This window comes from Olleya sp. KKT75 (assembly GCF_055635485.1).
The window spans coordinates 1,884,566-1,905,950 of record NZ_CM145759.1; the positions used below are offsets into that span (position 1 = coordinate 1,884,566).

22 protein-coding genes are annotated in these 21,385 nt (G+C 33.2%); 13 read left to right on the plus strand and 9 right to left on the minus strand.

Annotated elements, in window-relative coordinates; genetic code table 11:
- Window positions 1–100 precede the first annotated feature (100 nt).
- Window positions 101–2,056, plus strand: coding sequence for a DNA primase (gene dnaG / locus ACZ2G2_RS08240; RefSeq protein WP_470391793.1), 1,956 nt, complete (start codon window positions 101–103; stop codon window positions 2,054–2,056).
- Here dnaG and ACZ2G2_RS08245 read toward each other — a convergent pair.
- Together ACZ2G2_RS08245 and nadE are read right to left on the minus strand one after the other, a co-directional pair.
- Complete coding sequence (locus ACZ2G2_RS08245; RefSeq protein WP_470391794.1) at window positions 2,051–2,674, minus strand: response regulator; 624 nt, start codon at window positions 2,672–2,674, stop codon at window positions 2,051–2,053. The two genes, dnaG and ACZ2G2_RS08245, sit on opposite strands and share 6 nt — an antisense overlap.
- Before the next feature lie 103 nt (window positions 2,675–2,777).
- Window positions 2,778–3,566, minus strand: coding sequence for an NAD(+) synthase (nadE, locus tag ACZ2G2_RS08250; protein WP_272023772.1), 789 nt, complete (start codon window positions 3,564–3,566; stop codon window positions 2,778–2,780).
- A 91-nt stretch (window positions 3,567–3,657) separates the two neighbouring features.
- Here nadE and gldB point away from each other — a divergent pair, with 91 nt between their 5' ends.
- Entirely contained in the window at window positions 3,658–4,620 is a 963-nt protein-coding gene (gene gldB / locus ACZ2G2_RS08255) for a gliding motility lipoprotein GldB (RefSeq protein WP_470391795.1), read from the plus strand.
- A complete protein-coding gene (gldC, locus tag ACZ2G2_RS08260) occupies window positions 4,620–4,952 on the plus strand; it encodes a gliding motility protein GldC (protein WP_090841916.1) in 333 nt (110 codons plus the stop codon). Before gldB ends, gldC begins: the two co-directional genes overlap by 1 nt.
- 85 nt (window positions 4,953–5,037) lie before the next feature.
- Here gldC and pruA read toward each other — a convergent pair whose 3' ends face one another.
- The 3 genes from pruA to ACZ2G2_RS08275 all read right to left on the minus strand — a co-directional run bounded on the left by pruA (window position 5,038) and on the right by ACZ2G2_RS08275 (window position 8,542).
- A complete protein-coding gene (pruA, locus tag ACZ2G2_RS08265) occupies window positions 5,038–6,666 on the minus strand; it encodes an L-glutamate gamma-semialdehyde dehydrogenase (RefSeq protein WP_470391796.1) in 1,629 nt (542 codons plus the stop codon).
- A gap of 153 nt (window positions 6,667–6,819) precedes the next feature.
- Complete coding sequence (apaG, locus tag ACZ2G2_RS08270; RefSeq protein ID WP_090841920.1) at window positions 6,820–7,206, minus strand: Co2+/Mg2+ efflux protein ApaG; 387 nt, start codon at window positions 7,204–7,206, stop codon at window positions 6,820–6,822.
- 85 nt (window positions 7,207–7,291) lie between these two features.
- Complete coding sequence (locus tag ACZ2G2_RS08275; RefSeq protein WP_470391797.1) at window positions 7,292–8,542, minus strand: type IX secretion system plug protein; 1,251 nt, start codon at window positions 8,540–8,542, stop codon at window positions 7,292–7,294.
- Between the two features lie 193 nt (window positions 8,543–8,735).
- Here ACZ2G2_RS08275 and ACZ2G2_RS08280 point away from each other — a divergent pair, with 193 nt between their 5' ends.
- The 9 genes from ACZ2G2_RS08280 (at window position 8,736) to ACZ2G2_RS08320 (ending at window position 17,210) form a co-directional block, all read left to right on the plus strand.
- Window positions 8,736–10,091 (plus strand): Na(+)-translocating NADH-quinone reductase subunit A, encoded by a 1,356-nt coding sequence (locus ACZ2G2_RS08280; RefSeq protein WP_470391798.1) that lies wholly within the window; start codon window positions 8,736–8,738, stop codon window positions 10,089–10,091.
- Window positions 10,091–11,305: an NADH:ubiquinone reductase (Na(+)-transporting) subunit B gene (locus tag ACZ2G2_RS08285; RefSeq protein ID WP_090841926.1), complete on the plus strand. Its 1,215-nt coding sequence runs from the start codon at window positions 10,091–10,093 to the stop codon at window positions 11,303–11,305. Before ACZ2G2_RS08280 ends, ACZ2G2_RS08285 begins: the two co-directional genes overlap by 1 nt.
- A 2-nt stretch (window positions 11,306–11,307) precedes the next feature.
- Window positions 11,308–12,102 (plus strand): Na(+)-translocating NADH-quinone reductase subunit C, encoded by a 795-nt coding sequence (locus ACZ2G2_RS08290; RefSeq protein WP_470391799.1) that lies wholly within the window; start codon window positions 11,308–11,310, stop codon window positions 12,100–12,102.
- A gap of 2 nt (window positions 12,103–12,104) precedes the next feature.
- A complete protein-coding gene (locus ACZ2G2_RS08295) occupies window positions 12,105–12,749 on the plus strand; it encodes an NADH:ubiquinone reductase (Na(+)-transporting) subunit D (RefSeq protein WP_470391800.1) in 645 nt (214 codons plus the stop codon).
- A gap of 7 nt (window positions 12,750–12,756) precedes the next feature.
- On the plus strand, window positions 12,757–13,470 hold the full coding sequence (gene nqrE, locus ACZ2G2_RS08300; protein ID WP_177183547.1) for an NADH:ubiquinone reductase (Na(+)-transporting) subunit E: 714 nt from the start codon (window positions 12,757–12,759) through the stop codon (window positions 13,468–13,470).
- A gap of 1 nt (window position 13,471) precedes the next feature.
- Entirely contained in the window at window positions 13,472–14,785 is a 1,314-nt protein-coding gene (gene nqrF / locus ACZ2G2_RS08305; protein ID WP_470391801.1) for an NADH:ubiquinone reductase (Na(+)-transporting) subunit F, read from the plus strand.
- A gap of 87 nt (window positions 14,786–14,872) precedes the next feature.
- Window positions 14,873–15,739, plus strand: coding sequence for a DUF4846 domain-containing protein (locus tag ACZ2G2_RS08310; RefSeq protein ID WP_470391802.1), 867 nt, complete (start codon window positions 14,873–14,875; stop codon window positions 15,737–15,739).
- 53 nt (window positions 15,740–15,792) lie between these two features.
- Window positions 15,793–16,170, plus strand: coding sequence for a Na(+)-translocating NADH-quinone reductase subunit F (locus ACZ2G2_RS08315; protein WP_090841938.1), 378 nt, complete (start codon window positions 15,793–15,795; stop codon window positions 16,168–16,170).
- 56 nt (window positions 16,171–16,226) lie between these two features.
- On the plus strand, window positions 16,227–17,210 hold the full coding sequence (locus tag ACZ2G2_RS08320; RefSeq protein WP_470391803.1) for an FAD:protein FMN transferase: 984 nt from the start codon (window positions 16,227–16,229) through the stop codon (window positions 17,208–17,210).
- 2 nt (window positions 17,211–17,212) lie between these two features.
- Here the strand turns inward: ACZ2G2_RS08320 and ACZ2G2_RS08325 are convergent, their stop codons facing one another.
- The 4 genes from ACZ2G2_RS08325 to map are packed head-to-tail and all read right to left on the minus strand — an operon-like array spanning window position 17,213 to window position 19,989.
- Entirely contained in the window at window positions 17,213–17,581 is a 369-nt protein-coding gene (locus ACZ2G2_RS08325; RefSeq protein ID WP_101203698.1) for a DUF423 domain-containing protein, read from the minus strand.
- Window positions 17,582–17,602: 21 nt separating this feature from the next.
- Window positions 17,603–18,376: a class I SAM-dependent methyltransferase gene (locus ACZ2G2_RS08330; RefSeq protein ID WP_470391804.1), complete on the minus strand. Its 774-nt coding sequence runs from the start codon at window positions 18,374–18,376 to the stop codon at window positions 17,603–17,605.
- A 5-nt stretch (window positions 18,377–18,381) separates the two neighbouring features.
- A complete protein-coding gene (locus ACZ2G2_RS08335) occupies window positions 18,382–19,161 on the minus strand; it encodes a DUF3050 domain-containing protein (protein ID WP_470391805.1) in 780 nt (259 codons plus the stop codon).
- A 9-nt stretch (window positions 19,162–19,170) separates the two neighbouring features.
- Window positions 19,171–19,989 carry a type I methionyl aminopeptidase gene (map, locus tag ACZ2G2_RS08340; protein ID WP_090841978.1) on the minus strand — a complete coding sequence of 273 codons (819 nt, stop codon included), beginning with the start codon at window positions 19,987–19,989 and terminating at the stop codon, window positions 19,171–19,173.
- 121 nt (window positions 19,990–20,110) lie between these two features.
- Between map and ACZ2G2_RS08345 the strand changes: the two genes are divergently transcribed.
- Window positions 20,111–21,382 (plus strand): acetyl-CoA hydrolase/transferase family protein, encoded by a 1,272-nt coding sequence (locus ACZ2G2_RS08345; RefSeq protein WP_090841949.1) that lies wholly within the window; start codon window positions 20,111–20,113, stop codon window positions 21,380–21,382.
- Window positions 21,383–21,385 lie beyond the last annotated feature (3 nt).

The following is a 21,385-nucleotide window of genomic DNA, read 5'->3' on the forward strand; positions in this document are numbered from 1 at the left end:
TATAAAGGGGTTTTGTGTGTTTTAAAACTATATGTTTAGTAATTGAAAACCGTCTTATTTATATTACTTTTACAGTCTAATCCTTCAAAATAAAAAAATCTTGATTTCAAAATCTTCCATAGACCAAGTATATGAAGTCTCCAGACTTGAAGAGGTTATTGGTGACTTTGTTCAGCTTAAAAAAGCAGGTAGTAATTTTAAGGGTTTAAGTCCTTTTTCTGACGAGAGATCGCCAAGTTTTGTGGTGTCTCCTGTTAAACAAATATGGAAAGATTTTTCTAGTGGTAAAGGGGGTAATGTCGTTGCTTTTTTAATGGAGCATGAGCATTTTACTTATCCAGAAGCTATTAAATATTTGGCTAAAAAGTATAATATTGAAATTGAAGAAACAATACAATCTGACGAGCAGAAACAAGAACAGGATAAACGTGAAAGTTTATACTTAGTTAGCGAGTTTGCAAGTAAGTATTTTCAAAATATACTGCATAATACAGATCAAGGAAAGGCAATTGGTTTAAGCTATTTTAAAGAGCGTGGTTTTACACTAGAAACCATAAAGAAATTTGATTTAGGATATAGTTTAGATCAGTGGAGTGGATTTACAGACGAAGCTTTAAAAAAAGGATATAAATTAGAGTTTTTAGAAGCTACAGGATTAACAATTGTAAAGGAGAGTAAACGTTTTGACCGTTTTAAAGGGCGTGTGTTGTTTCCTATACAAAGTATGAGTGGTCGTGTTTTAGGTTTTGGAGGACGTATTTTAACCAACGATAAAAAAGCTGCTAAATATCTAAACAGCCCAGAAAGTGATCTGTACCATAAAAGTAAAGTGTTGTATGGTATTTATAATGCCAAGCAAAGTATAGCTAAAGAAGATAATTGCTATTTGGTAGAAGGGTATACAGATGTTATTCAATTTTATCAAACAGGAATAAAAAATGTTGTATCCAGTTCTGGAACAGCTTTAACAAGTGATCAGATTAGATTAATTAACCGTTTAACTAAAAATATTACTGTATTATTTGATGGTGATGCTGCGGGTATGCGTGCCTCTTTAAGAGGAATTGATTTAATCCTTGAACAAGGTATGAATGTTAAGGTTTGTACATTTCCTGAAGGGGAAGATCCGGATAGTTTTGCTAAATCTAATACCTTAGAAGAGTTAACTAAGTATTTACAAGATAATGCTCAGGATTTTATACAGTTTAAAGCTTCTGTGTTATACGAAGGCGCAAAAAATGACCCAATAAAAAAGGCGGAAACTATTAGAGATATTGTAAACAGTATTGCTAAAATTCCGGATAGAATTAAAACTGAAATCTATATTCAAGAGTGTGCTAGAATAATGGATATTAGTGAGGAAGTATTGTTTTCTACTTTGGCACAAATTACAAACAAAGATCAAAATAGTGGATCAAAAGGTCCAGAAACACCTAAAGCTTTTGAGGTTGTTAAAAACACACCGACAGTTAAAAAAGTAGATGTACAATATACATTAGAACGAAAAATTATTGAAATTTTATTGCTTTATGGAGATAGAACAGAGGATTTTGAAGATTTAATTTTAAAAGAAAACGAAAAAGGACAGTTGGAGTTAGAACCAGTTGTGCAGCAATCTAAAGTGTTTGAAAAAGTGTTTTTAGATTTGCAAGAAGACGAAATGGAGTTTTTAAATCCAATGTTTAAAGATATTTATTTTGCAATAATTGAGACCTTAAATCAAAATCCTGAATTTAAAATAGAGAGTATTATAAATACAATTCATCCTGATTTAGCTTCAGAGATTACGTCTATATTAATGGAAGATGAGCGTTATGAATTGTCCGATTGGGAACGTAACAATATATTTCCGAAAACTAAAGTAGACTCTGTGCCACAGTTAGTAAGCGAAACGATTTTAACGTTAAGATGCTTTTTAATTGATCAAAAAGTACTTAATTACCAGCAACAAACGCTTCAAAACAGAGCAGAAGTAAATAGAGACATCTTAGAAGAAGTCAAGGACTACTCTGGTTTGAAAATGTTGTTAGCTAGAAAATTAAACCGAGCGTTATAAATCTATGCTTTTTGCTTGATTTACAAGATCTATTAAGTTAGTTACGTTTAGTTTTTTCATTAAACGCGCTCTGTATGTACTTACCGTTTTCTCGTTGATTTGTAATTCTTCAGCAATTTCTTTATTTCTTCTTCCGTTAGATAAAAGTTTTAAGACTTCAACCTCTCTAGTAGATAGTTTTTTATAGTAATTACTTTTTCCAGAATTTTTATCAAGTGCAATCTTTCTAGATAGACTTGGGCTTATATAAACGCCACCCAAATGTACTTTCATGATGGCATCTTTTAGTGTTAATAAGTCGGTAGATTTTTGAACATAACCATCTGCACCAGCTTTTATCGCACTTACCGCATACACTTCTTCTTGTTGTGCGCTGTAGATAATAACTTTTACTTCGGGATGTTCTTTTTTAATACGTCTTAAAACACTAATACCATTAAGCTTTGGTAAATCTATTTCACAAAGTAAAATATCTGTAGTGTATTGTTTTAGAGCGCCAAAAATAGCTTCGCCGTCAGGAACAGCTTCAATAAATTTTATATCACGCGAACTTGCGAAGACCAATTCTAACCCTTTTGTGACAATAGGGTGTTGATCCGCAACCATTAGTTTAACCATGGTCAATTAGTTTTTAAGGTGCTCCTTTTAAACAAAGAAAGCACGAGTTATAGAAATAATAATAGCATGGTAAAGGTATGTAAAATTTTATTAGCTTAGACTTTTAGATTAAATCTTTAGGTATCTCGCAAACCGGAATTGGGTTCATTTTATGTAAGTTGTTGGTATTGTATCTTTTAAAAATTTTAAATACTTCTTTTTCTCTTCCAGAAAAGTCTGTTTCGGACTTGCCTGCTTCTTTCATTTTCATTGCCCACTCTAATTCTGGGTAAGATGCACCAATTTGATCTTCGTCACTTCTAGCATCACCAAAAAGCCCATCACTAGGTGCCGCATTGATTATAGAACTTGGTACTTTTAAATAATCGGCAAGGGTATAAACTTCACTTTTAAGTAGATCTGCAATCGGACTTAAATCCACACCGCCATCACCATATTTTGTGTAAAAACCAACACCAAAATCTTCTACTTTGTTCCCTGTACCTGCCACTAGTAAGCCTAGTAATCCAGCATGGTAATAAAGGGTTGTCATACGTAAACGTGCGCGTGTATTGGCAAGAGCCATATCTACAATTTCTTGTTTCCCGTCTAAAGACACTTCGGTTTTAAACTCTTCAAAAACAGGTGTTAGGTCAGATATAATACCGCTAACGTTAGGGTATCGTTTTTTAAGTTGCTCAATATGTTCTTGGCCTCTAGAGACATGACTAGCTGGCTGATGTATAGGCATTTCTACACATAAAACCTTTAAACCTGTTTCTGCGCAAAGCGTTGAGGTAACTGCGCTATCAATTCCGCCAGAAATTCCAACAACAAAACCATTAACTTTTGCGTTAGTAGCATAATCTTTTAACCATTTTACAATATGTTTAACAACTTTTTCTGTTTGCATAATCAAAGAATTTTAAACAAAGAATAGTACCTTTGCCTAACAAAAATAAAGTAAACCCTTTAGTAATAAAAATTAAGAGCGCTTAAGTTTTATGAGAGTATCCATTTTAATTATATCATTATTTTTCTTAGTGTTTTCTTGTCAAGATAATAACAAGGATGCAGATCAAATCGCAAATATTGATGTAAATCTTAATATTGCGCGTTTTGATGTCGCTTTCGCGGAAGCAAGGCCTGGTGATTTAGATCAGTTAAAGACAGAATTTCCATTTATGTTTCCTAGTCAGTTTGATGATGCCTTTTGGGTAGGAAAAATGAGCGATACTTTACAGCTTCAATTAAATGAAGAAACTATAAAACAGTTTCCTGATTTAAAAAAAGAAGAAGAGGAAATTAAGCAATTATTTCAATCTTTAAAATATTACTTCCCAACATTTAAAACCCCTCGCGTAATAACAACAACATCGGATGTTGATTACAGAAACAAAGTTATAGTTACAGATACTATTGCTGTTATTGAGTTGGACACCTATTTAGGGAGTGATCATTTTTTTTACGAAGGACTTCAAAATTACATTGTAGCTAACATGCGACCAGAACAGATTGTGGTGGATTTAGCAGATGCTTATGCTAAAAAGTATGTGTCCAACGCAAAAAGAAAAAATCTATTAGACGAAATGGTGTACTCAGGAAAGCTTTTATATATCAAAGACAAGCTTATTCCTTTTAAATCGGATGCAGAGAAAATAGGATACACACAAGCTCAAGTAGATTGGGTTACGGCTAACCAAGAGCAAATGTGGCAATACTTTATACAAAAAGAATTGTTATACAGTACGGACTCTAAATTACCTAATCGCTTTATTAATGCAGCACCATTTTCTAAGTTTTACTTAGCAGAAATAGATAACGAATCTCCGGGGAAAGTAGGGCAGTTTGTAGGTTGGCAAATTGTAAAAGCATACATGGAAAATAACGGTGTGACATTAGCAGAATTGCTTAATGCACCAGCGCAAACAGTATTTAATAAATCTAAATATAAACCAAGACAGTAATGGCTAAAATTACCTCAGAAATAACTTTAAAAGTAGAGTTAGACGAAAACAGAGTGCCGGAAAAATTAAATTGGACAGCACAAGATGGAGGCATTAAAAATGCTGAAGCTAAAGCAATGATGTTATCCGTTTGGGATAATGTAGCACAAGAATCTTTAAGAATAGATTTATGGACTAAAGATATGCCTGTGGATGAAATGAAAGTGTTTTTTCATCAAACCCTAGTAGCGATGAGTGATACTTTTAATAGAGCAACTCAAGACGAGAAAATGACGGCAACAATGAAAGATTTTTGCGACTATTTTGCCGAAAAATTAGAACTTAAAAAGTAAGAAACTTATTTTTTATAGTTTACAATAAAGCAAAAAAAACGCGAACCATTGGTTCGCGTTTTTTAGTTTATAAATAGTTGTTATACTATTCTCCTAAGAAAGGATATCTGTAATCTACTGGAGTTACAAATGTTTCTTTAATCATTCTTGGAGATACCCAACGTTGTAAGTTTAAGATACTTCCTGCTTTGTCATTTGTTCCAGAGCCTCTTGCGCCTCCAAATGGTTGTTGTCCTACAACAGCACCGGTTGGCTTATCGTTAATATAGAAGTTTCCAGCACAGTTTTCTAAAGCTTTAGTTGCTTCGATAACAGCATATCTGTCTTTTGCTAAAATAGCACCAGTTAATGCATAATCACTAGTCTCGTCTACTAATTTTAATGTTTCAGAATAGTTGTCATCTTCAAACACATAAATAGTAATAACAGGACCAAATAACTCATCACACATTGTTGTGTATTTAGGGTCTTCTGCAACAATAACAGTAGGCTCTATAAAGTAACCCTTGCTTTTGTCGTGTCCACCACCAACAATAATGTCAGCACCTTTGTCTGCTTTTGCTTGATCTATGTATTTAGCTAATTTGTCAAATGATCCTTCATGGATTACAGCAGTAATGAAGTTACCCATATCTTCTGGAGATCCCATTTTAAATGACTTGACATCTGCAATTACTTGCTCTTTTACTTCGTTCCAAATACTTTTTGAAACGTAAGCACGAGAAGCAGCACTACATTTTTGACCTTGAAATTCAAAAGCACCTCTTGTAATAGCGGTTGCTACTTGTTTTGGATTAGCAGTTTTGTGTGCAACGATAAAATCCTTACCACCTGTTTCTCCAACAATTTTTGGATATGTTTTGTAGTTATGGATATTGTTTCCAATTTGTTTCCATAATTCTTTAAATACATAAGTAGAACCTGTAAAGTGTAAACCAGAAAAATCAGGGCTAGCTAATACAGTATCTGTAATCATTACTGGGTCACCAAATACAACATTAATAACACCTGCAGGTACACCAGCTTCTTCAAATACATCCATAATTATTTTTGCAGAGTATATTTGAGAATCACTTGGCTTCCATACAACAACATTCCCCATCATTGCCATACAAGCAGGTAAATTACCAGCAATAGCAGTAAAGTTAAATGGAGATACAGCGTATACAAAACCTTCTAGTGGTCTGTATTCTATTTTATTCCAAGCACCACTTGTACTTTGTGGTTGCTCATGATACATTTCTGTCATAAACTGTACGTTAAATCGTAAAAAGTCTATCAACTCACATGATGCATCAATTTCTGCTTGATGAATGGTTTTTGATTGTGCAATCATAGTTGCCGCATTAATCTTAGCTCTGTAAGGACCTGCAATTAATTCGGCAGCTTTTAAAAAGATAGCAGCACGATCTTGCCAAGGCACTTGAGACCAGCTTTTTCTTGCTTCTAAAGCAGTAGAAATAGCTTCGTCTACGTGAGATTTCTCAGCTAAATGATATTGACCAACAACATGTTTATGATCATGCGGAGGAGACATTGTTCTAGTGTTTCCAGTTGTTACATCTTTTCCGTTAATATACATTGGCACGTCTAAGTTGCTATTGTACATTGTTTTGTATGTCTTAGCTATTGCTTCACGATATTGACAGCCTGGAGCATATTCTCTTACTGGTTCGTTAACAGCAATTGGTACATTGAAAAATCCTTTTCCCATGATAAGTGTTGTGTTTTTAGTTTGAAAATTTAAAGCACAAAGTTACGATTTTTTGTTGGGTTATATGTGTTAGCAAAATTGTAAAATATTAGAATTTAATATTTACATTTTTAGTATAACAGAGTAGATTAATAAGAGGAGTAATCCGTGCTATTAATTGAGTGCAAAAGGAGCACTTAATTTAAAACTAGGAATAGCAACATTAAACTTTTTGGTAGTAGTAAAGTTTACCATACTGTAATATCCTTTCATTGCTCCAAAAGGAGAGGTTAATAAGCATCCAGACGTATAGGTGTGGGATTCTCCAGGTTGTAATACTGGTTTTAGGCCAATAACACCTTCTCCAGAAACTATTTCTTCATCATTTAAGGCATCAGAAATAATCCAGTGTCTAGCGTTTAGTTGCACAGAGTCTTTGCTTTGATTTTCGATAGTAACAACGTAACCAAAAGCGAAGTTGATTTTATAATTTTTATAAAATGTGCCTTCAAAGTTAGTTTCTACCGTAATTTTAATCCCGCTTGTAACTTGTTGAACCATAGTGTTAAGCAATTTGCTTATTGTAAAAATAATGAATTATTTGTTACAATGTAATAATTTATAGAGGTAAGGCTGTTTTTAACAATTAATTAGTGATTCCAACAGAGTTAGCTTCGCCTAAGCCAATAATTTTGTCATATCTAGCGCCTAGTGCTCTGTAATAGACTAATACTTTGTAATTGTTTTCGGTTTGCCAAAAACTGCCACCAATAGTATGTTCTTGCAGTGTTCCGTCTTGGTCTACTATTATATATTTGTAATTGTAATACCCTTGTTTTAATTGTATAGCGGTTGCGTAAATGTCTTCCCCCTCATAATATTCTAAAGCTGTTTGAGGTTCTATAGCATAATTATTAAAATTACCATAGACATGTATGGTTTGGCCTTCTTCTAGTTTTGGGTATTGTAAAGCAAAGTGTACCCAAGCATAATCTGCTTCAGTTTCTGGTTGATCAGAATTTAAAGCATTTATAAAAAAGTTTCCGTTAAGGTCTGGATTATAAGTGTATTCTAAGTCAGCACGAGATGTGTTGGTGTAAAGATAGGTTTGATATAAATCTTCTAATCTAATGTATTGTACACCAGTATTTGCAGCTCTAATTTCTTTATTTTCAAAGCTTAAAAACTCATTACCACCCAAAAAACTTGAGGCTTCATTATATCTGTAGCTTAATTCATTACCAAGTATGTATTGCGGTTTTAAGTCTGTAATAGCAGATGTTAGGTTGTTATTCTGAATTATTACCGTTTTTACGGTTTCTTTTGGGTTGACAAATTGTAATTGTCCCGAGCTTATTGAAATGTCTACCGATTGTTTTTCGGCAATGGTAGAAACATCTCTAGAGCGCTTAATTTCTAAACCAACATTGGCTTGAGATTGATAAACCATGAATTTTCTAGTAAAAATAACATCGTCATAATCGTCATAAATAGTAAGCAGGTAGTTACCTGTAATTTTTATGCTTTTAGTAAATTGATTAGGAATAGATAATTTGTAATGCGAAAACGTTTGTAGCGTATTAAATGAGTTGTCGTAGTCTCTGATGCGTTGCTCATCAAAGCCATCAATGTACTCTGATTCTACTAAAATAGAGGGTGTCCAATCAAAATTATAATGTTCTATTTTATAATAATAATCTTCTTCGTCTCCGTTTAACGCATCAAATTCTAATAGTAATGTCTCTCCTAATTGTATTATTGGTAGTTGACTTTCTGAAGTGCCTCCGTTAAAATAAATAGTTTTGATATAGTCGGGAGGTATGATTTCTTCAACTTGAGAAAACCCCGTTGTAAAAATTAGAAACGCAATGACAAAGTGTTTAATATTTATAGGCATTTATAGGCTATTTTGAATAACAAAGATAAACAAAATCTATGCCTAAGTTATTTTTGTTATTTAGAATAATTATAAATAAAGCAACTACAGTCTTCTACTCAAAGAAATTTTGTTATTAATTTGTATTTTTGCACGGATTTTTAAGCCTATAAAAATCACAATCAGTATAACTATTAACCAATAGATTTATAATATGTCAAACGACATTAAGATTAAAAAAGGTCTGGATATTAAATTAGTCGGAGCAGCCGAAAAGGCTACCGAAAATGCTATTGTTAGCAATTTCTATTCAATAAGACCGGAAGATTTTCATCAAGTTACACCAAAATTAGCAGCTAAAGAAGGCGCAAAAGTAAAAGCGGGCGAGCCTGTTTTTTACGACAAGTCAAATGAAGCTGTAAAATTTGTGTCTCCTGTTTCAGGAGAGATTATTGAGATAGCTCGTGGTGAAAAAAGAAAAATACTTTCAGTAAAAATCAAAGCAGACAAGGAACAATCGTTTCATGACTATGGTAAGTTAGATTTAAATTCAGCGAAAGCGGAAGATATTAAATCACGTTTATTAGAGTCAGGATGTTGGGCATTTGTAAAACAACGTCCGTATGATGTTATTGCAAATCCAGCAAACCAGCCTAAAGCTATATTTATATCAGCTTACGCTAGTGCGCCTTTAGTAGCAGATTTAGATTATGTGTTACAAGGTAAAGAAGCCGAGTTACAAGCTGCAGTTACTGCTTTAAGTAAATTAACAGACGGTAAAGTACATGTTAGTGTTGCAAAAAATGGTAATTCGCCATTAGCAGGACTTTCAAATATTTCTTTACACAAAGTTTCTGGACCGCATCCATCAGGAAATGTAGGAACACAGATTAACAAAATTAATCCAGTAAATAAAGGTGAGGTAGTTTGGACTATAAATGCTCAAGACCTTGTTATTATTGGAGAATTGTTGTTAACTGGTAAGTTTAATGCAGAGCGTACAGTTGCTTTAGTTGGGTCTTCAGTTAAAAAGCCTCGTTATTTTAAAACTAAATTAGGAAGCGAAATAGCAACCATGATTTATGATAACGGTGTAGACAAAGATGGTAACGACCGTGTAATTTCTGGTAATGTATTATCAGGAAAACAAGTTAAGCCAGATGGTTATTTAGATTATTATAGTAACACAATTACTGTAATTCCTGAAGGAGACGATTATGAGTTTTTTGGATGGAATAAACCAGTTTTTAATAAAGTATCAACTTCAAGAGCACTAACTTTTTCTTGGTTAACACCAAACAAAAAGTTTGACTTAAATACTAATACTAATGGAGAGCACCGTGCTTTTGTTATTACAGGTAATTATGAAGAAGTATTTCCTTTAGATATCTTTCCAATGCAGATTTTAAAATCTTGTATGTATAAGGATTTAGACGAAATGGAAGCTTTAGGTATGTATGAAGTTGCACCAGAAGATTTTGCTTTGACAGAATTTGTTTGTGTTTCTAAACAACCACACCAGAAGATAATTAGAGAAGGATTAGACTTAATGCTTAAAGAGATAGGATAATGGGCTTAAAAAGTAATTTACATAATTTAAAAGAAAAGTATAAAGGAACCAAGATGGCTCCTGCGTTTAACGCGATTCATACTTTTTTATACTTGCCAAATGAAACCACTCATGGTGGAACGCACATTAAGGCAGCAGATGATTTAAAACGTACCATGAACATCGTAATTATGGCTTTAGTGCCATGTTTGATTTTTGGTATTTTTAATGCAGGTTACCAACATTATGCAGCTATTGACGCTGCAGCAGGTTTAACAAGAGAAGCATCTTTATTTGCAAACTTCTTGACTTGGGATAACTTTGTTGTTGGGGCATGGACAGTATTACCATTGGTAATTGTATCCTATGGAGTTGGTCTTATTGTAGAATTTATTTTTGCAGTAATTAAAGGTCACGAAGTAGAAGAAGGTTATTTAGTTACCGGGATGTTAGTGCCATTAATTGTACCAGTTGATATTCCTTTATGGATGTTGTCTGTTGCAGTAATTTTTGGTGTTGTGATTGGTAAAGAAGTATTTGGTGGTACAGGAATGAATATTCTAAACCCAGCATTAACAATACGTGCTTTCTTATTCTTTGCATATCCAACTTGGATGTCAGGAGATAAAGTTTGGGTACACGAAGCAGTAGAGCGTGCAGGAACAGCAGATGCTATTTCTGGAGAAACATTGCTTGGTGCGTATGCTCAAAACAGTAGTTTAGCCGGTATTGATTACATGGATATGTTTTTTGGTTTTATTCCAGGATCAGTTGGAGAAACTTCTAAATTATTAATTATTCTTGGGGCATTGTTTTTAATCTTTTCAAAGGTAGGAAGCTGGAGAATTATAGTGTCTACTTTAATTGGAGCGCTTACAATGGGATTAATATTTAATGGTGTTGTATCTGCAGAATGGATTGGAGAATCTAGTAAGTTTTATGGATTAATGAATGTGCCTTTCTGGCAACATTTAATAATTGGTAGTATCTTATTTGGAGCCGTATACATGGCAACAGATCCAGTAACTGCATCTCAAACAAATAAAGGTAAATGGATTTATGGATTTTTAATCGGTTTTATTTCAATAATGATCCGTGTATTTAACCCAGCATATCCAGAAGGTGTATTTTTAGCTATTCTATTAATGAATGTCTTTGCACCAACTATTGACCATTACGTAATACAAGGAAACGTAAAACGCAGAATGAAACGTTTAAAAGTTAAAACAGCATAATCATGGCAATGAACACAGATAAGAATTCATATACTGTAATATTTGCAATTGTAATGGTACTAGTTGTAGGGTCTTTATTGGCTTTTACAGCAGCAACATTAAAACCAACAATTGTAGAGCAAGAACGTATGGAAAAGCAACAGAATATTCTGTATGCAATGGGTGTAAATGGTAATGAAGGGACAGGAGATATAACTTTTGTTTCAAAAGAATTAGTAGATAATGGTTCTGGTAAAAAATCACCAAAAGTATCAGTAGAATTCGCAAAATATATCACAAAGCAACTAGTTATAGAAAACGGAGTTGCTAAAGAAGATAAACAAGCTTATTTAATTGATGTTAAAAAGGAACAAGCTAAAGCTAAAAGCGGAGGAACAAGACGTTTACCTTTATTTATAGGAGAAAAAGATGGTAAAACATTTTACATCGCACCAATAAGAGGTAAAGGACTTTGGGATGCTATTTGGGGTTATGTTGCTTTAGACGAAAACATGGTTGTTCAAGGTGCATTTTTTGATCACAAAGGAGAAACACCAGGTTTAGGAGCTAATATTAAGCAACGTTACTTTATGGATGATTTTTATGGTGAAAAACTACTGACAGATGCAGGAGCCTTTAAAGGTATTACTGTTGCTAAAGGTAATAATGATCCTAAAAATTTAATTAAAGACGATTACGAAGTTGATGCATTAGCAGGAGCAACTATTACAGGAGATGGTGTATCTGCAATGATTAAAAAAGATTTAAAGTTATACCAACCGTATTTCGAGAACTTAAAAAAACTAGCTAGCAATTAATTATGGGACTACTTTCAAAAAAAGACGCAAAGTTAATAACAGATCCTTTAGCAGATAATAACCCGATTACTATTCAGGTATTAGGTATTTGTTCTGCTTTAGCTATTACCGCAGAGTTAAAAGCGTCGTTGGTAATGGGTATTGCTGTAATGTTTGTATTAGGAATTGGTAACGTGGTAATCTCTTTAATGAGAAACATTATACCTTCTAAAATTAGAATTATTGTTCAACTTATTGTAGTTGCTGCTTTAGTAATTATAGTAGATCAAGTATTAAAAGCTTTTGCTTATGAGTTAAGTAAAACACTGTCTGTATTTATTGGATTAATTATTACTAATTGTATTATTATGGGACGTTTTGAAGCTTTTGCTTTAGCAAACAAACCATGGAGATCATTCCTTGATGGAATAGGTAATGCTTTAGGGTATGCACTTATCCTTTTAATCGTTGGATTTTTTAGAGAACTTTTAGGTTCTGGTACACTTTTCGGAATTCCAGTATTAGGAGATCCAATCGAGAAAACAGGAGTATATTCTTTAGGATACGAAAACAACGGATTTATGTTAATGCCTCCAATGGCATTAATAATTGTTGGACTTATCATTTGGGTACAACGTAGTAGAAACAAAGCATTAATCGAAGACTAAAAATATTATGGAACATTTAGAATTATTTTTCAAGTCGATTTTTATAGACAACATGGTATTTGCAGTATTCTTAGGAATGTGCTCTTACCTTGCAGTATCTAAAAAAGTAGCAACAGCTGTTGGTTTAGGAGCAGCAGTAATATTTGTATTAGCTATTACAGTGCCATTAAACTGGTTATTGGATCAATACATTTTACAACCAGGAGCATTATCTTGGTTAGGAGCAGAATATGTAGATTATGATTTAAGTTTCTTATCATTTATCATGTTTATTGCTACCATTGCAACAATGGTACAATTGGTAGAGATAGTGGTAGAGAAGTTTTCACCATCACTATATAACTCTTTAGGTATTTTCTTACCACTTATTGCAGTAAACTGTGCCATTTTAGGAGGGTCATTATTTATGCAATCTAGAGAAATTGAAACTTTAGGTTTAGCATTTAATTATGGTGTTTCTTCAGGTATTGGTTGGTTTTTAGCAATTCTTGCTATTGCAGCAATTAGAGAAAAGATTAGATACAGTAATGTACCAGCACCTTTAAGAGGATTAGGAATCACATTTATCATTACAGGGTTAATGGGAATTGGATTTTTAAGTTTTGGAGGGATGTTAACTGGAGGAGACGAAGAAGCACCTAAAAAAGAAACGACAACTGAAGTAAAAACGTTGTCTGTGGATAAAAAAGAATTAGCTAACAATACTAAAATAGTAGAGTAATATGATTTTAGCAGCAGGAACAGGAGGAACAGTTATAGTAACTGTAGTAGCGTTTTTACTTATTACGCTAGTATTAGTAAGTTTACTACTTTTTGTAAAACAAAAATTATCACCATCAGGACCAGTAAAAATCTTGATTAATGGTGAGAGAGAGATTGAAGTATCTTCAGGAGCATCATTATTATCTACCTTAGGTAGTAATAAAATCTTTTTACCATCTGCTTGTGGTGGAGGTGGAACTTGTATTCAATGCGAGTGTCACGTACTATCTGGTGGTGGAGAAGCATTACCAACTGAGACGCCTCACTTTTCAAGAAAAGAATTAGCACATGGTGCGCGTCTGTCTTGTCAAGTAAAGGTGAAACAAGATATGGAGATTACTATTCCAGAAGAAGTTTTCGGAATTAAAAAATGGGAAGCAACAGTAGTGTCTAACTACAACGTAGCAACCTTTATTAAAGAGTTTGTAGTGGAAATCCCTGAGGATATGAACTATAAAGCTGGAGGGTATATTCAAATTGAAATTCCTAATTGCGAAATTAAATATTCAGAAATGGATATTAGTGCGCATCCTGAAGATCACCCAGGAGAGCCTGATAAGTTTGAAGCAGATTGGGATAAGTTTGGATTAAGACCTTTAGTAATGAAGAATGCCGAGTTAGTTGAAAGAGCTTACTCTATGGCTTCTTACCCTGCCGAGGGAAGAAAAATTATGCTTAATGTGCGTGTTGCAACACCTCCTTTTGATCGTGCTAAAGGTGGATGGATGGATGTAAATCCAGGAGTAGCATCGTCTTATATCTTTAATCAAAAAGTTGGAGATAAAGTAACAATTTCTGGACCTTACGGTGAATTCTTTATAAATGACTCTGAAGCGGAAATGCTTTATGTAGGTGGTGGAGCTGGTATGGCACCAATGCGTTCTCATTTATATGAATTATTTAGAACATTAAAAACAGGAAGAAAAGTAACATATTGGTACGGAGGACGTTCTAAAGCAGAATTATTCTACATCCATTACTTTAGAGCTTTAGAAAAAGATTTCCCTAATTTCAAATTCTTTATTGCATTATCAGATCCAACGGAAGCTGATAACTGGACATTGAAATCGGATGTTAATGACGAGTCTGGAGATGGATTTACAGGATTTATTCACCAAGTAGTTATTGATCAGTATTTATCTAAACATGAAGCTCCTGAAGATATCGAATTATACTTCTGTGGACCACCATTAATGAACCAAGCGGTTCAGAAAATGGGAGAAGATTTTGGTATTGATGATGAAAACATCAGATTTGATGACTTTGGAGGATAGAAATTGATTTCTTAAAGTTATTATAAATATATCTTAATATGTAAAAGCCTAATACGAAAGTATTAGGCTTTTTCGTTGTTATTAGATATGAGAAAAGTTGCCCTTATTGTTTTAATTATTACAACATTAATCTTATTGGTTTATAAACTTAGTCCGCAACCAATTAATCAATTGGTTAGTACCATTTCTAAAAGTATTTCGACGGTTAATAAAGATAGTTTGACCATCGCGTCGCGTGTTAATGCTCCAAAAGGATTTAAACGCGCAACCTATGCTAAAGGAAGTTTTCAGGATTACATAAGGCATTATAAATTAAAACCGTTTGGTAGTAAGATTATAAATTACGATGCTTCTGAGTATTATTGGCAGAAAGGACATATTGGTATACTAGAAGTGCCAGTGCCTAAAAATGGTTTACAGCAGTGTGCAGATGCTTTAATTAGAATAAGAAGCGAATACCTTTGGTACAATAATAGGAAGGACGAAATAGGCTTTAATTTTACGTCAGGACACTATTGTTCTTGGAGTAAATACGCTAAGGGGTTTAGACCTAAAATAAATGGTAATAAAGTGACGTTTCATAAAACTGCTACTTCAGATTATAGTAAATCTAATTTCTATAAGTATTTAAACTTAATTTATACCTATTCTGGTACATTGTCTTTGTATCAAGAATTGAAGACTATAACTAATGTTGAAGCGCTACAAATAGGTGATATGCTTATTTTAGGTGGTAGTCCTGGTCATATTGTTATGTTGGCGGATCAAGTAACTAATAATAAGGGCGAAAACTTATTTTTACTAATTCAAGGTAATACACCTGCTCAAAGTGTTCATTTAGTTAAAAATTTAGAGGATAATGCCTTATCGCCTTGGTATGATTTAAAACTTGATGCTGTAATCCCGGTGTCCAATTTTACCTTCTATAACTCTAAATTTGCAAGATTTAAGTAATTTGTTATCCGGCTTTTTTTCCGCGAAAGCGAAATAAACTTTATTTTTGCAGTATGAGTAAAGCACTTTCTAAACAAGAATTACATAATCTGGCAATGAATCACGTAGGTAAAGACCTAGAGAAACGTGGTTTTGAATTTATTGCTATTAATAGTCAGTTAAAAAAGCAGCCACAATTTGTGGTCATGGATAAAAATAAGCAGTACTTTTTTGTTATTGTCCGTGCTGTTTTGCTACCCGCTAATGCTAATAATTATGATATTGTTTGGATGGAATCTTTTAAAAAGCACGCAACAGAGCATAATTCAAAAATTTTATATGCCGGCGTTGGATTAGGAAATCCAAATGGTGATGATTTGCCTATTTACTTAAATGAGGAATATCTTATTGAGTATAACGGAATTCAATTAATTGAAACTAATTTGAATTAATGTCTCCTTTATTAAACTAACTATTGTCCCTATTTAGGGTAGTAATCTTCCTTCTTATGAAAAAGTATATACTTGTATTTTTAATTTTTAGTGTTTGTTTATCTTGTCAAAAACAACCTCAGTTATTAAAAGTGTCAGGACCTGTGTTTGGCACCAGTTATAGTGTGCAATATTACGATGTTGATGGGGTAAGTTATACACAACAATTTGATAGTTTATTTACGGTTATTAATACTTCAATGTCTAACTACCAGTCGGATTCTGATATTTCAAAATTGAATAGAAATGAGGTTGTTGAAGTCGATAACCATTTTAAAACTGTTTTTAAAGGTGCCAAGCAAATTTATAGAGAGACAGAAGGTGTTTTTGACCCTACTATAGGACAATTAGTAAACGGATGGAACTTTGGGTCTGAAACAAGTAAAACCGCCTTAGATAGCATAAAAGTGGATAGTTTAATGCGTTTTGTTGGACTTAACAGGGTAGGTTTAGTAAATAATACTATTAAAAAACCAGAGGCTTCTTTTATAGATTTTAATGCCATTGCTAAGGGGTATGGGGTAGATGTTATCGCAGATTTTTTAGAGTCTAAAAAAATCAATAATTATCTTGTTGATATTGGGGGAGAGTTAAGAGCCAAAGGTATTAATCTTAATAAAAACAAAGGATGGACTGTAGGTATTGAAAACCCTAATTTTGATGGTTCTCAAAGTTATAATAAAACACTAGTGCTAGAAGATAAGGCTATGGCGACTTCTGGTACATATCGTAAATTTAAAATAGATAAATTTGGTAATAAATATGCACATATTATCAACACTAAAACTGGTTATCCGTCTAAGACAAATATTTTAAGTGTATCCGTTATTGCTGATAATTGTATGATGGCAGATGGATATGCAACTGCTTTCCAAGCCATGGGAATTAAAAAAGTGGACAATTTTATGGCAAAGCATCTAGAGTTACAAGCTTATCTTATTTTCGAGAATGATAAAAATCAACTGGAGACCTTGGTCTTTAATGGTTTTAAAACTAATTAAATTTAAAACGCATTAACCAATACTAGTAACCAACCTGTTACTAATAATAAACCTCCAAGTGGCGTTATTGGTCCTAAAAATTTTAATTTTTTGCCCTTAGCGTCGGATAAAACTAGTCCATATATACTAAACGAGAAGAGTAGTATTCCAATAACAAAACACCAGTAAATAGCAGCACTCATAGGTCCCTGTCCATAACCTAAAGCTATTAAAACTATAGCGTGATACATTTGATATTTGACACCTACTTCAAAGCTGTGTAATTGATCTGTAGATAAAATCTTTTTTAAAGCATGTGCTCCAAAAGCACCAAAAATAACAGATAACATCCCAAAAAGGGCTCCTGTTGCAATTAATATTTGTGAGGTCATTAAATAGGGGATTAACAAATGTTATTTGTAAACTACAGGTATAATTTCTCCTGGAGCTAAGCAGTATTTTTTTATCGCTTCCGCTGAAAGTTTAGCCGTATAATCAACTTCATTAACCATAAAACCAATGTCTCTTAGTTTATTAAAGTAGTCGTATCCATAGACGCGTACATGATCGTATTGACCAAATATTTTGGCGCGTTCCTTTTTATCTGTAATTGTATTGTCTTCAAAAGTAGTTTGTCTACTTATATCCTGCGGAATTTGAAATACACCATAACCACCCGGTTTCATGACGCGAAATAACTCTTGCATGGCTTTTGTGTCATCAGGAATATGCTCTAATACGTGATTACATAAAATAATATCATAACTATTATCCTCAAATGGAAGATTACAGATGTCTGCTTTGACGTCTGCAATTGGTGATAATAAATCTGTAGTTGTATAGTCTATATTTTCTAAAGCTCTAAAACGTTTTAAAAAACATTGTTCTGGCGCAAAATGAAGCACCTTTTTTTTGTTTTCTGATGGCGTAAAAAAGCTAGTTTCGTTTTGTAAATACAACCACAATAATCTGTGACGCTCCAAACTTAAAGTAGAAGGCGATAATACATTATCACGTTGTGTCCCATAACCATAAGATAAAAAGTTCTTAAAACTTTTACCATCTATAGGGTCGGTATATGTATTTCCTTTTAAAAAGAATGCTAAAATAGGTCGCGCAACATAGCTTAACCTGATTAATAAAGGTCTTGGAATGCTATTTAATATTAATTTGAATATTTTTTTCAAAAGGTTTAAGCTTCAATAGCTAAGTTTACTGTTATTAATTTATAAATACCATCCCATAATGCTATGCGATACTGTAATGCTTGTTTAGAGACTTCTAAAACCTCATTCCATTTAATAGTATCATTACCACAAAGTTCTTCTATCATTTTTAAAGATAATGGACCATGCTCATCAACATCTAACTCGATATGGCGATTTAAATAATAGCTTAGTTTGCTAAAGGTGTTTTGATCTGCTTTAGATTGATTTATAATCTGAAAAAACATATCAGGAATAACATCTTCACGACCAAAAGTAAATGCAGCAGCTATTTTATGCACTTTATTTGTTTCAATTATTTTGAATGTAAATAGTACAAACTCTAAAGTTTCAGGGTTTAACTCGATTTTATTTAAAGCCTCATTAATTGAAAAACCTTGTTGTAAATAGGATATTAAATGGTGTATTTGATCTGTATTAGCTTCTATTTGTTGCATAGCTTCTAGATACATTTCAAAGTGGCTTTTTGCTTCACCTAACTCATTGATATCACTTTCTTCACCTAACACTATTTCATTTATAAATCTAGCAGTGGATGGGTTTACAACAGGAACCCATGGTAATGTTGTCGTTGTTAATTTATTTTGAAGCGCTTTTAGTAGCGACATAAAATCCCAAACAGCAAAAACATGCTGTTCCATAAATAGCTTTACATCTTCAATGTTTGTTAAAACAGAATATAGCTTGTGGTTATTTAATGCTTGTCTTAATGGCTGAAGTTGATCTTCTAAATGGCTAATGGACATCTTTATAATTTATAATACTAATGCCTTCTGTCTAAACTCATCTTCTTCATTGCTAACAATACCTAATGCATCATAGATATATGCAAAGGTTGATAATAACTCAGGTTTACCATCTACAATAGCAACATCATGCTCAAAATGTGCACTTGGTTTACCATCTAAAGTCGTAATTGTCCAGCCATCTCTGTGTTGTTTGATGCGTTGCGTTCCAAGGTTAATCATAGGCTCAATAGCCACAACCATACCTTCGATAAACTTTTTACCACGACCACGTTTACCATAGTTTGGCATTTCTGGATCTTCGTGCATTTTAGTACCTAAACCATGACCTACTAATTCGCGTACAACGCCATAGCCATGATCTTCGCAATATTTTTGTATCGCATAACCAACATCTCCAACGCGATTACCAACTTTAAGTTCTTTAATACCCATGTATAAAGATTCTTTAGTCACTTGAAGTAATTTTTCTGTTTCTGGATCAATCTCACCTACAGCAAAAGTGTAAGCATGATCACCATAATAACCATTTAAAATAGAACCACAGTCAATTGATATAATGTCTCCGTTTTCTAAAGGAGTATTATTTGGTATTCCATGCACAACTTGAGAATTTGGGCTCATACATAAGGTGTTAGGAAAGTCATACAATCCTAAAAATCCTGGTACAGCACCTAAATCTCTAATATGTTCTTCGGCAATTTTATCTAATTGTAAAGTGGTAACACCTGGTTTTACAGCTTTTGCAACTTCACCTAATGTTTTAGAAACAACTAATGCTGCTTCGCGCATTAATTCTATTTCTTCTTTTGTTTTTACTATAATCATGGTTAAAAAAATATGTGCAAATATACTTAAAATAAACTGCTTTCTAAATTTTGAAGACATGACATTTAGCAGGTTTTAAAGTATTTCTTAGTATTATTTTTGTTCTCTAAAAATTAAAATTATGTTTTCACCAGTTACTGCAGATGAAGCTGTAAAAGTTATAAAATCTAATGATCGTGTTTATATTCAGGCAGCAGCAGCAGCGCCTCAATCTTTAATTCAAGCCATGACTAAAAGACATGAAGAGTTACGTCATGTTGAAGTTTGTCATTTACATACAGAAGGAGAAGCACCTTATGCTAATCCGGAATTAAAGGATAGTTTTCATGTTAATTCCTTTTTTATAGGTAAAAATGTAAGACATACTTTAAGAGCAGGGAATGGCTCTTATACGCCTGTTTTTTTAAGTGAATTACCAGTGTTATTTAAACGTAATATTATTGACATTGATGTTGCTTTTATACATGTGTCCGTACCCGATAAACATGGGTATTGCTCATTAGGTGTTTCTGTTGAAGCTACTTTAGCAGCAATTGACAATGCAACAACGGTAATTGCTCAGGTTAATAGTTTTATGCCAAGAACCCATGGTGCGGGTATTATCCATGTGTCCGAGATTAATACGTTTGTAGAAAGTCATCAGCCTTTACCGGGTCATGATATGGTAGCCCCTACAGCTATTGAAAATACTATTGGTGATTATGTTGCTAATTTAATTGAAGATAGAAGCACACTACAAATGGGGATTGGATCTATACCAAATGCTGTGCTAACTAGATTAGTGAATCATAAAGATTTAGGGTTACATACCGAAATGTTTTCTGATGGCGTTATTGATTTAATTTTAAAAAATGTAATAAACGGAAACTATAAAGCAATTAATAGAGGGCGCGCGTTATCTACTTTTTTAGTGGGGTCGCAACGTTTATATGATTATGTAGATGATAATCCTTTTGTTGAAATGAGAGCATCAAATTATACAAACGATGTATCTATTATTAAACAGAATCCTAAAATGGTTGCTATTAATAGTGCCATAGAAGTTGATGTTACAGGTCAAGTTTGTGCCGATAGTATTGGTGCGCATATGTACTCTGGAGTAGGAGGACAAATGGATTTTATTAGAGGGGCTTCTTTAAGCGAAGGCGGTAAAGCAATTATTGCATTACCATCTGTAACTAGAAAAGGAATTAGCAGAATTGTGCCAACATTAAAACCCGGAGCTGGCGTGGTTACAACACGATCACACGTGCATTATGTGGTAACAGAATATGGTGTGGCTAACTTGTTTGGTAAAACAATTAAAGAGCGTGTAAAAGCATTAGTTAATATTGCGCATCCAGATCATAGAGAACTAGTGGATAGGCAGTACTTTGATTTGATAAAATATTAGTAA

What these genes read in the sequence shown, in the direction of transcription:
- ACZ2G2_RS08245 (WP_470391794.1), bottom strand. Translation starts at nt 2,674, where the DNA reads ATGGTTAAACTAATGGTTGCGGATCAACACCCTATTGTCACAAAAGGG.
- ACZ2G2_RS08320 (WP_470391803.1), top strand. Translation starts at nt 16,227, where the DNA reads ATGAAAAAGTATATACTTGTATTTTTAATTTTTAGTGTTTGTTTATCT.
- pruA (WP_470391796.1), bottom strand. Translation starts at nt 6,666, where the DNA reads ATGGGAAAAGGATTTTTCAATGTACCAATTGCTGTTAACGAACCAGTA.
- ACZ2G2_RS08325 (WP_101203698.1), bottom strand. Translation starts at nt 17,581, where the DNA reads ATGACCTCACAAATATTAATTGCAACAGGAGCCCTTTTTGGGATGTTA.
- ACZ2G2_RS08275 (WP_470391797.1), bottom strand. Translation starts at nt 8,542, where the DNA reads ATGCCTATAAATATTAAACACTTTGTCATTGCGTTTCTAATTTTTACA.
- nqrF (WP_470391801.1), top strand. Translation starts at nt 13,472, where the DNA reads ATGATTTTAGCAGCAGGAACAGGAGGAACAGTTATAGTAACTGTAGTA.
- gldC (WP_090841916.1), top strand. Translation starts at nt 4,620, where the DNA reads ATGGCTAAAATTACCTCAGAAATAACTTTAAAAGTAGAGTTAGACGAA.
- nqrE (WP_177183547.1), top strand. Translation starts at nt 12,757, where the DNA reads ATGGAACATTTAGAATTATTTTTCAAGTCGATTTTTATAGACAACATG.
- ACZ2G2_RS08335 (WP_470391805.1), bottom strand. Translation starts at nt 19,161, where the DNA reads ATGTCCATTAGCCATTTAGAAGATCAACTTCAGCCATTAAGACAAGCA.
- map (WP_090841978.1), bottom strand. Translation starts at nt 19,989, where the DNA reads ATGATTATAGTAAAAACAAAAGAAGAAATAGAATTAATGCGCGAAGCA.
- gldB (WP_470391795.1), top strand. Translation starts at nt 3,658, where the DNA reads ATGAGAGTATCCATTTTAATTATATCATTATTTTTCTTAGTGTTTTCT.
- ACZ2G2_RS08285 (WP_090841926.1), top strand. Translation starts at nt 10,091, where the DNA reads ATGGGCTTAAAAAGTAATTTACATAATTTAAAAGAAAAGTATAAAGGA.
- nadE (WP_272023772.1), bottom strand. Translation starts at nt 3,566, where the DNA reads ATGCAAACAGAAAAAGTTGTTAAACATATTGTAAAATGGTTAAAAGAT.
- apaG (WP_090841920.1), bottom strand. Translation starts at nt 7,206, where the DNA reads ATGGTTCAACAAGTTACAAGCGGGATTAAAATTACGGTAGAAACTAAC.
- ACZ2G2_RS08280 (WP_470391798.1), top strand. Translation starts at nt 8,736, where the DNA reads ATGTCAAACGACATTAAGATTAAAAAAGGTCTGGATATTAAATTAGTC.
- ACZ2G2_RS08310 (WP_470391802.1), top strand. Translation starts at nt 14,873, where the DNA reads ATGAGAAAAGTTGCCCTTATTGTTTTAATTATTACAACATTAATCTTA.
- ACZ2G2_RS08345 (WP_090841949.1), top strand. Translation starts at nt 20,111, where the DNA reads ATGTTTTCACCAGTTACTGCAGATGAAGCTGTAAAAGTTATAAAATCT.
- ACZ2G2_RS08295 (WP_470391800.1), top strand. Translation starts at nt 12,105, where the DNA reads ATGGGACTACTTTCAAAAAAAGACGCAAAGTTAATAACAGATCCTTTA.
- ACZ2G2_RS08290 (WP_470391799.1), top strand. Translation starts at nt 11,308, where the DNA reads ATGGCAATGAACACAGATAAGAATTCATATACTGTAATATTTGCAATT.
- ACZ2G2_RS08315 (WP_090841938.1), top strand. Translation starts at nt 15,793, where the DNA reads ATGAGTAAAGCACTTTCTAAACAAGAATTACATAATCTGGCAATGAAT.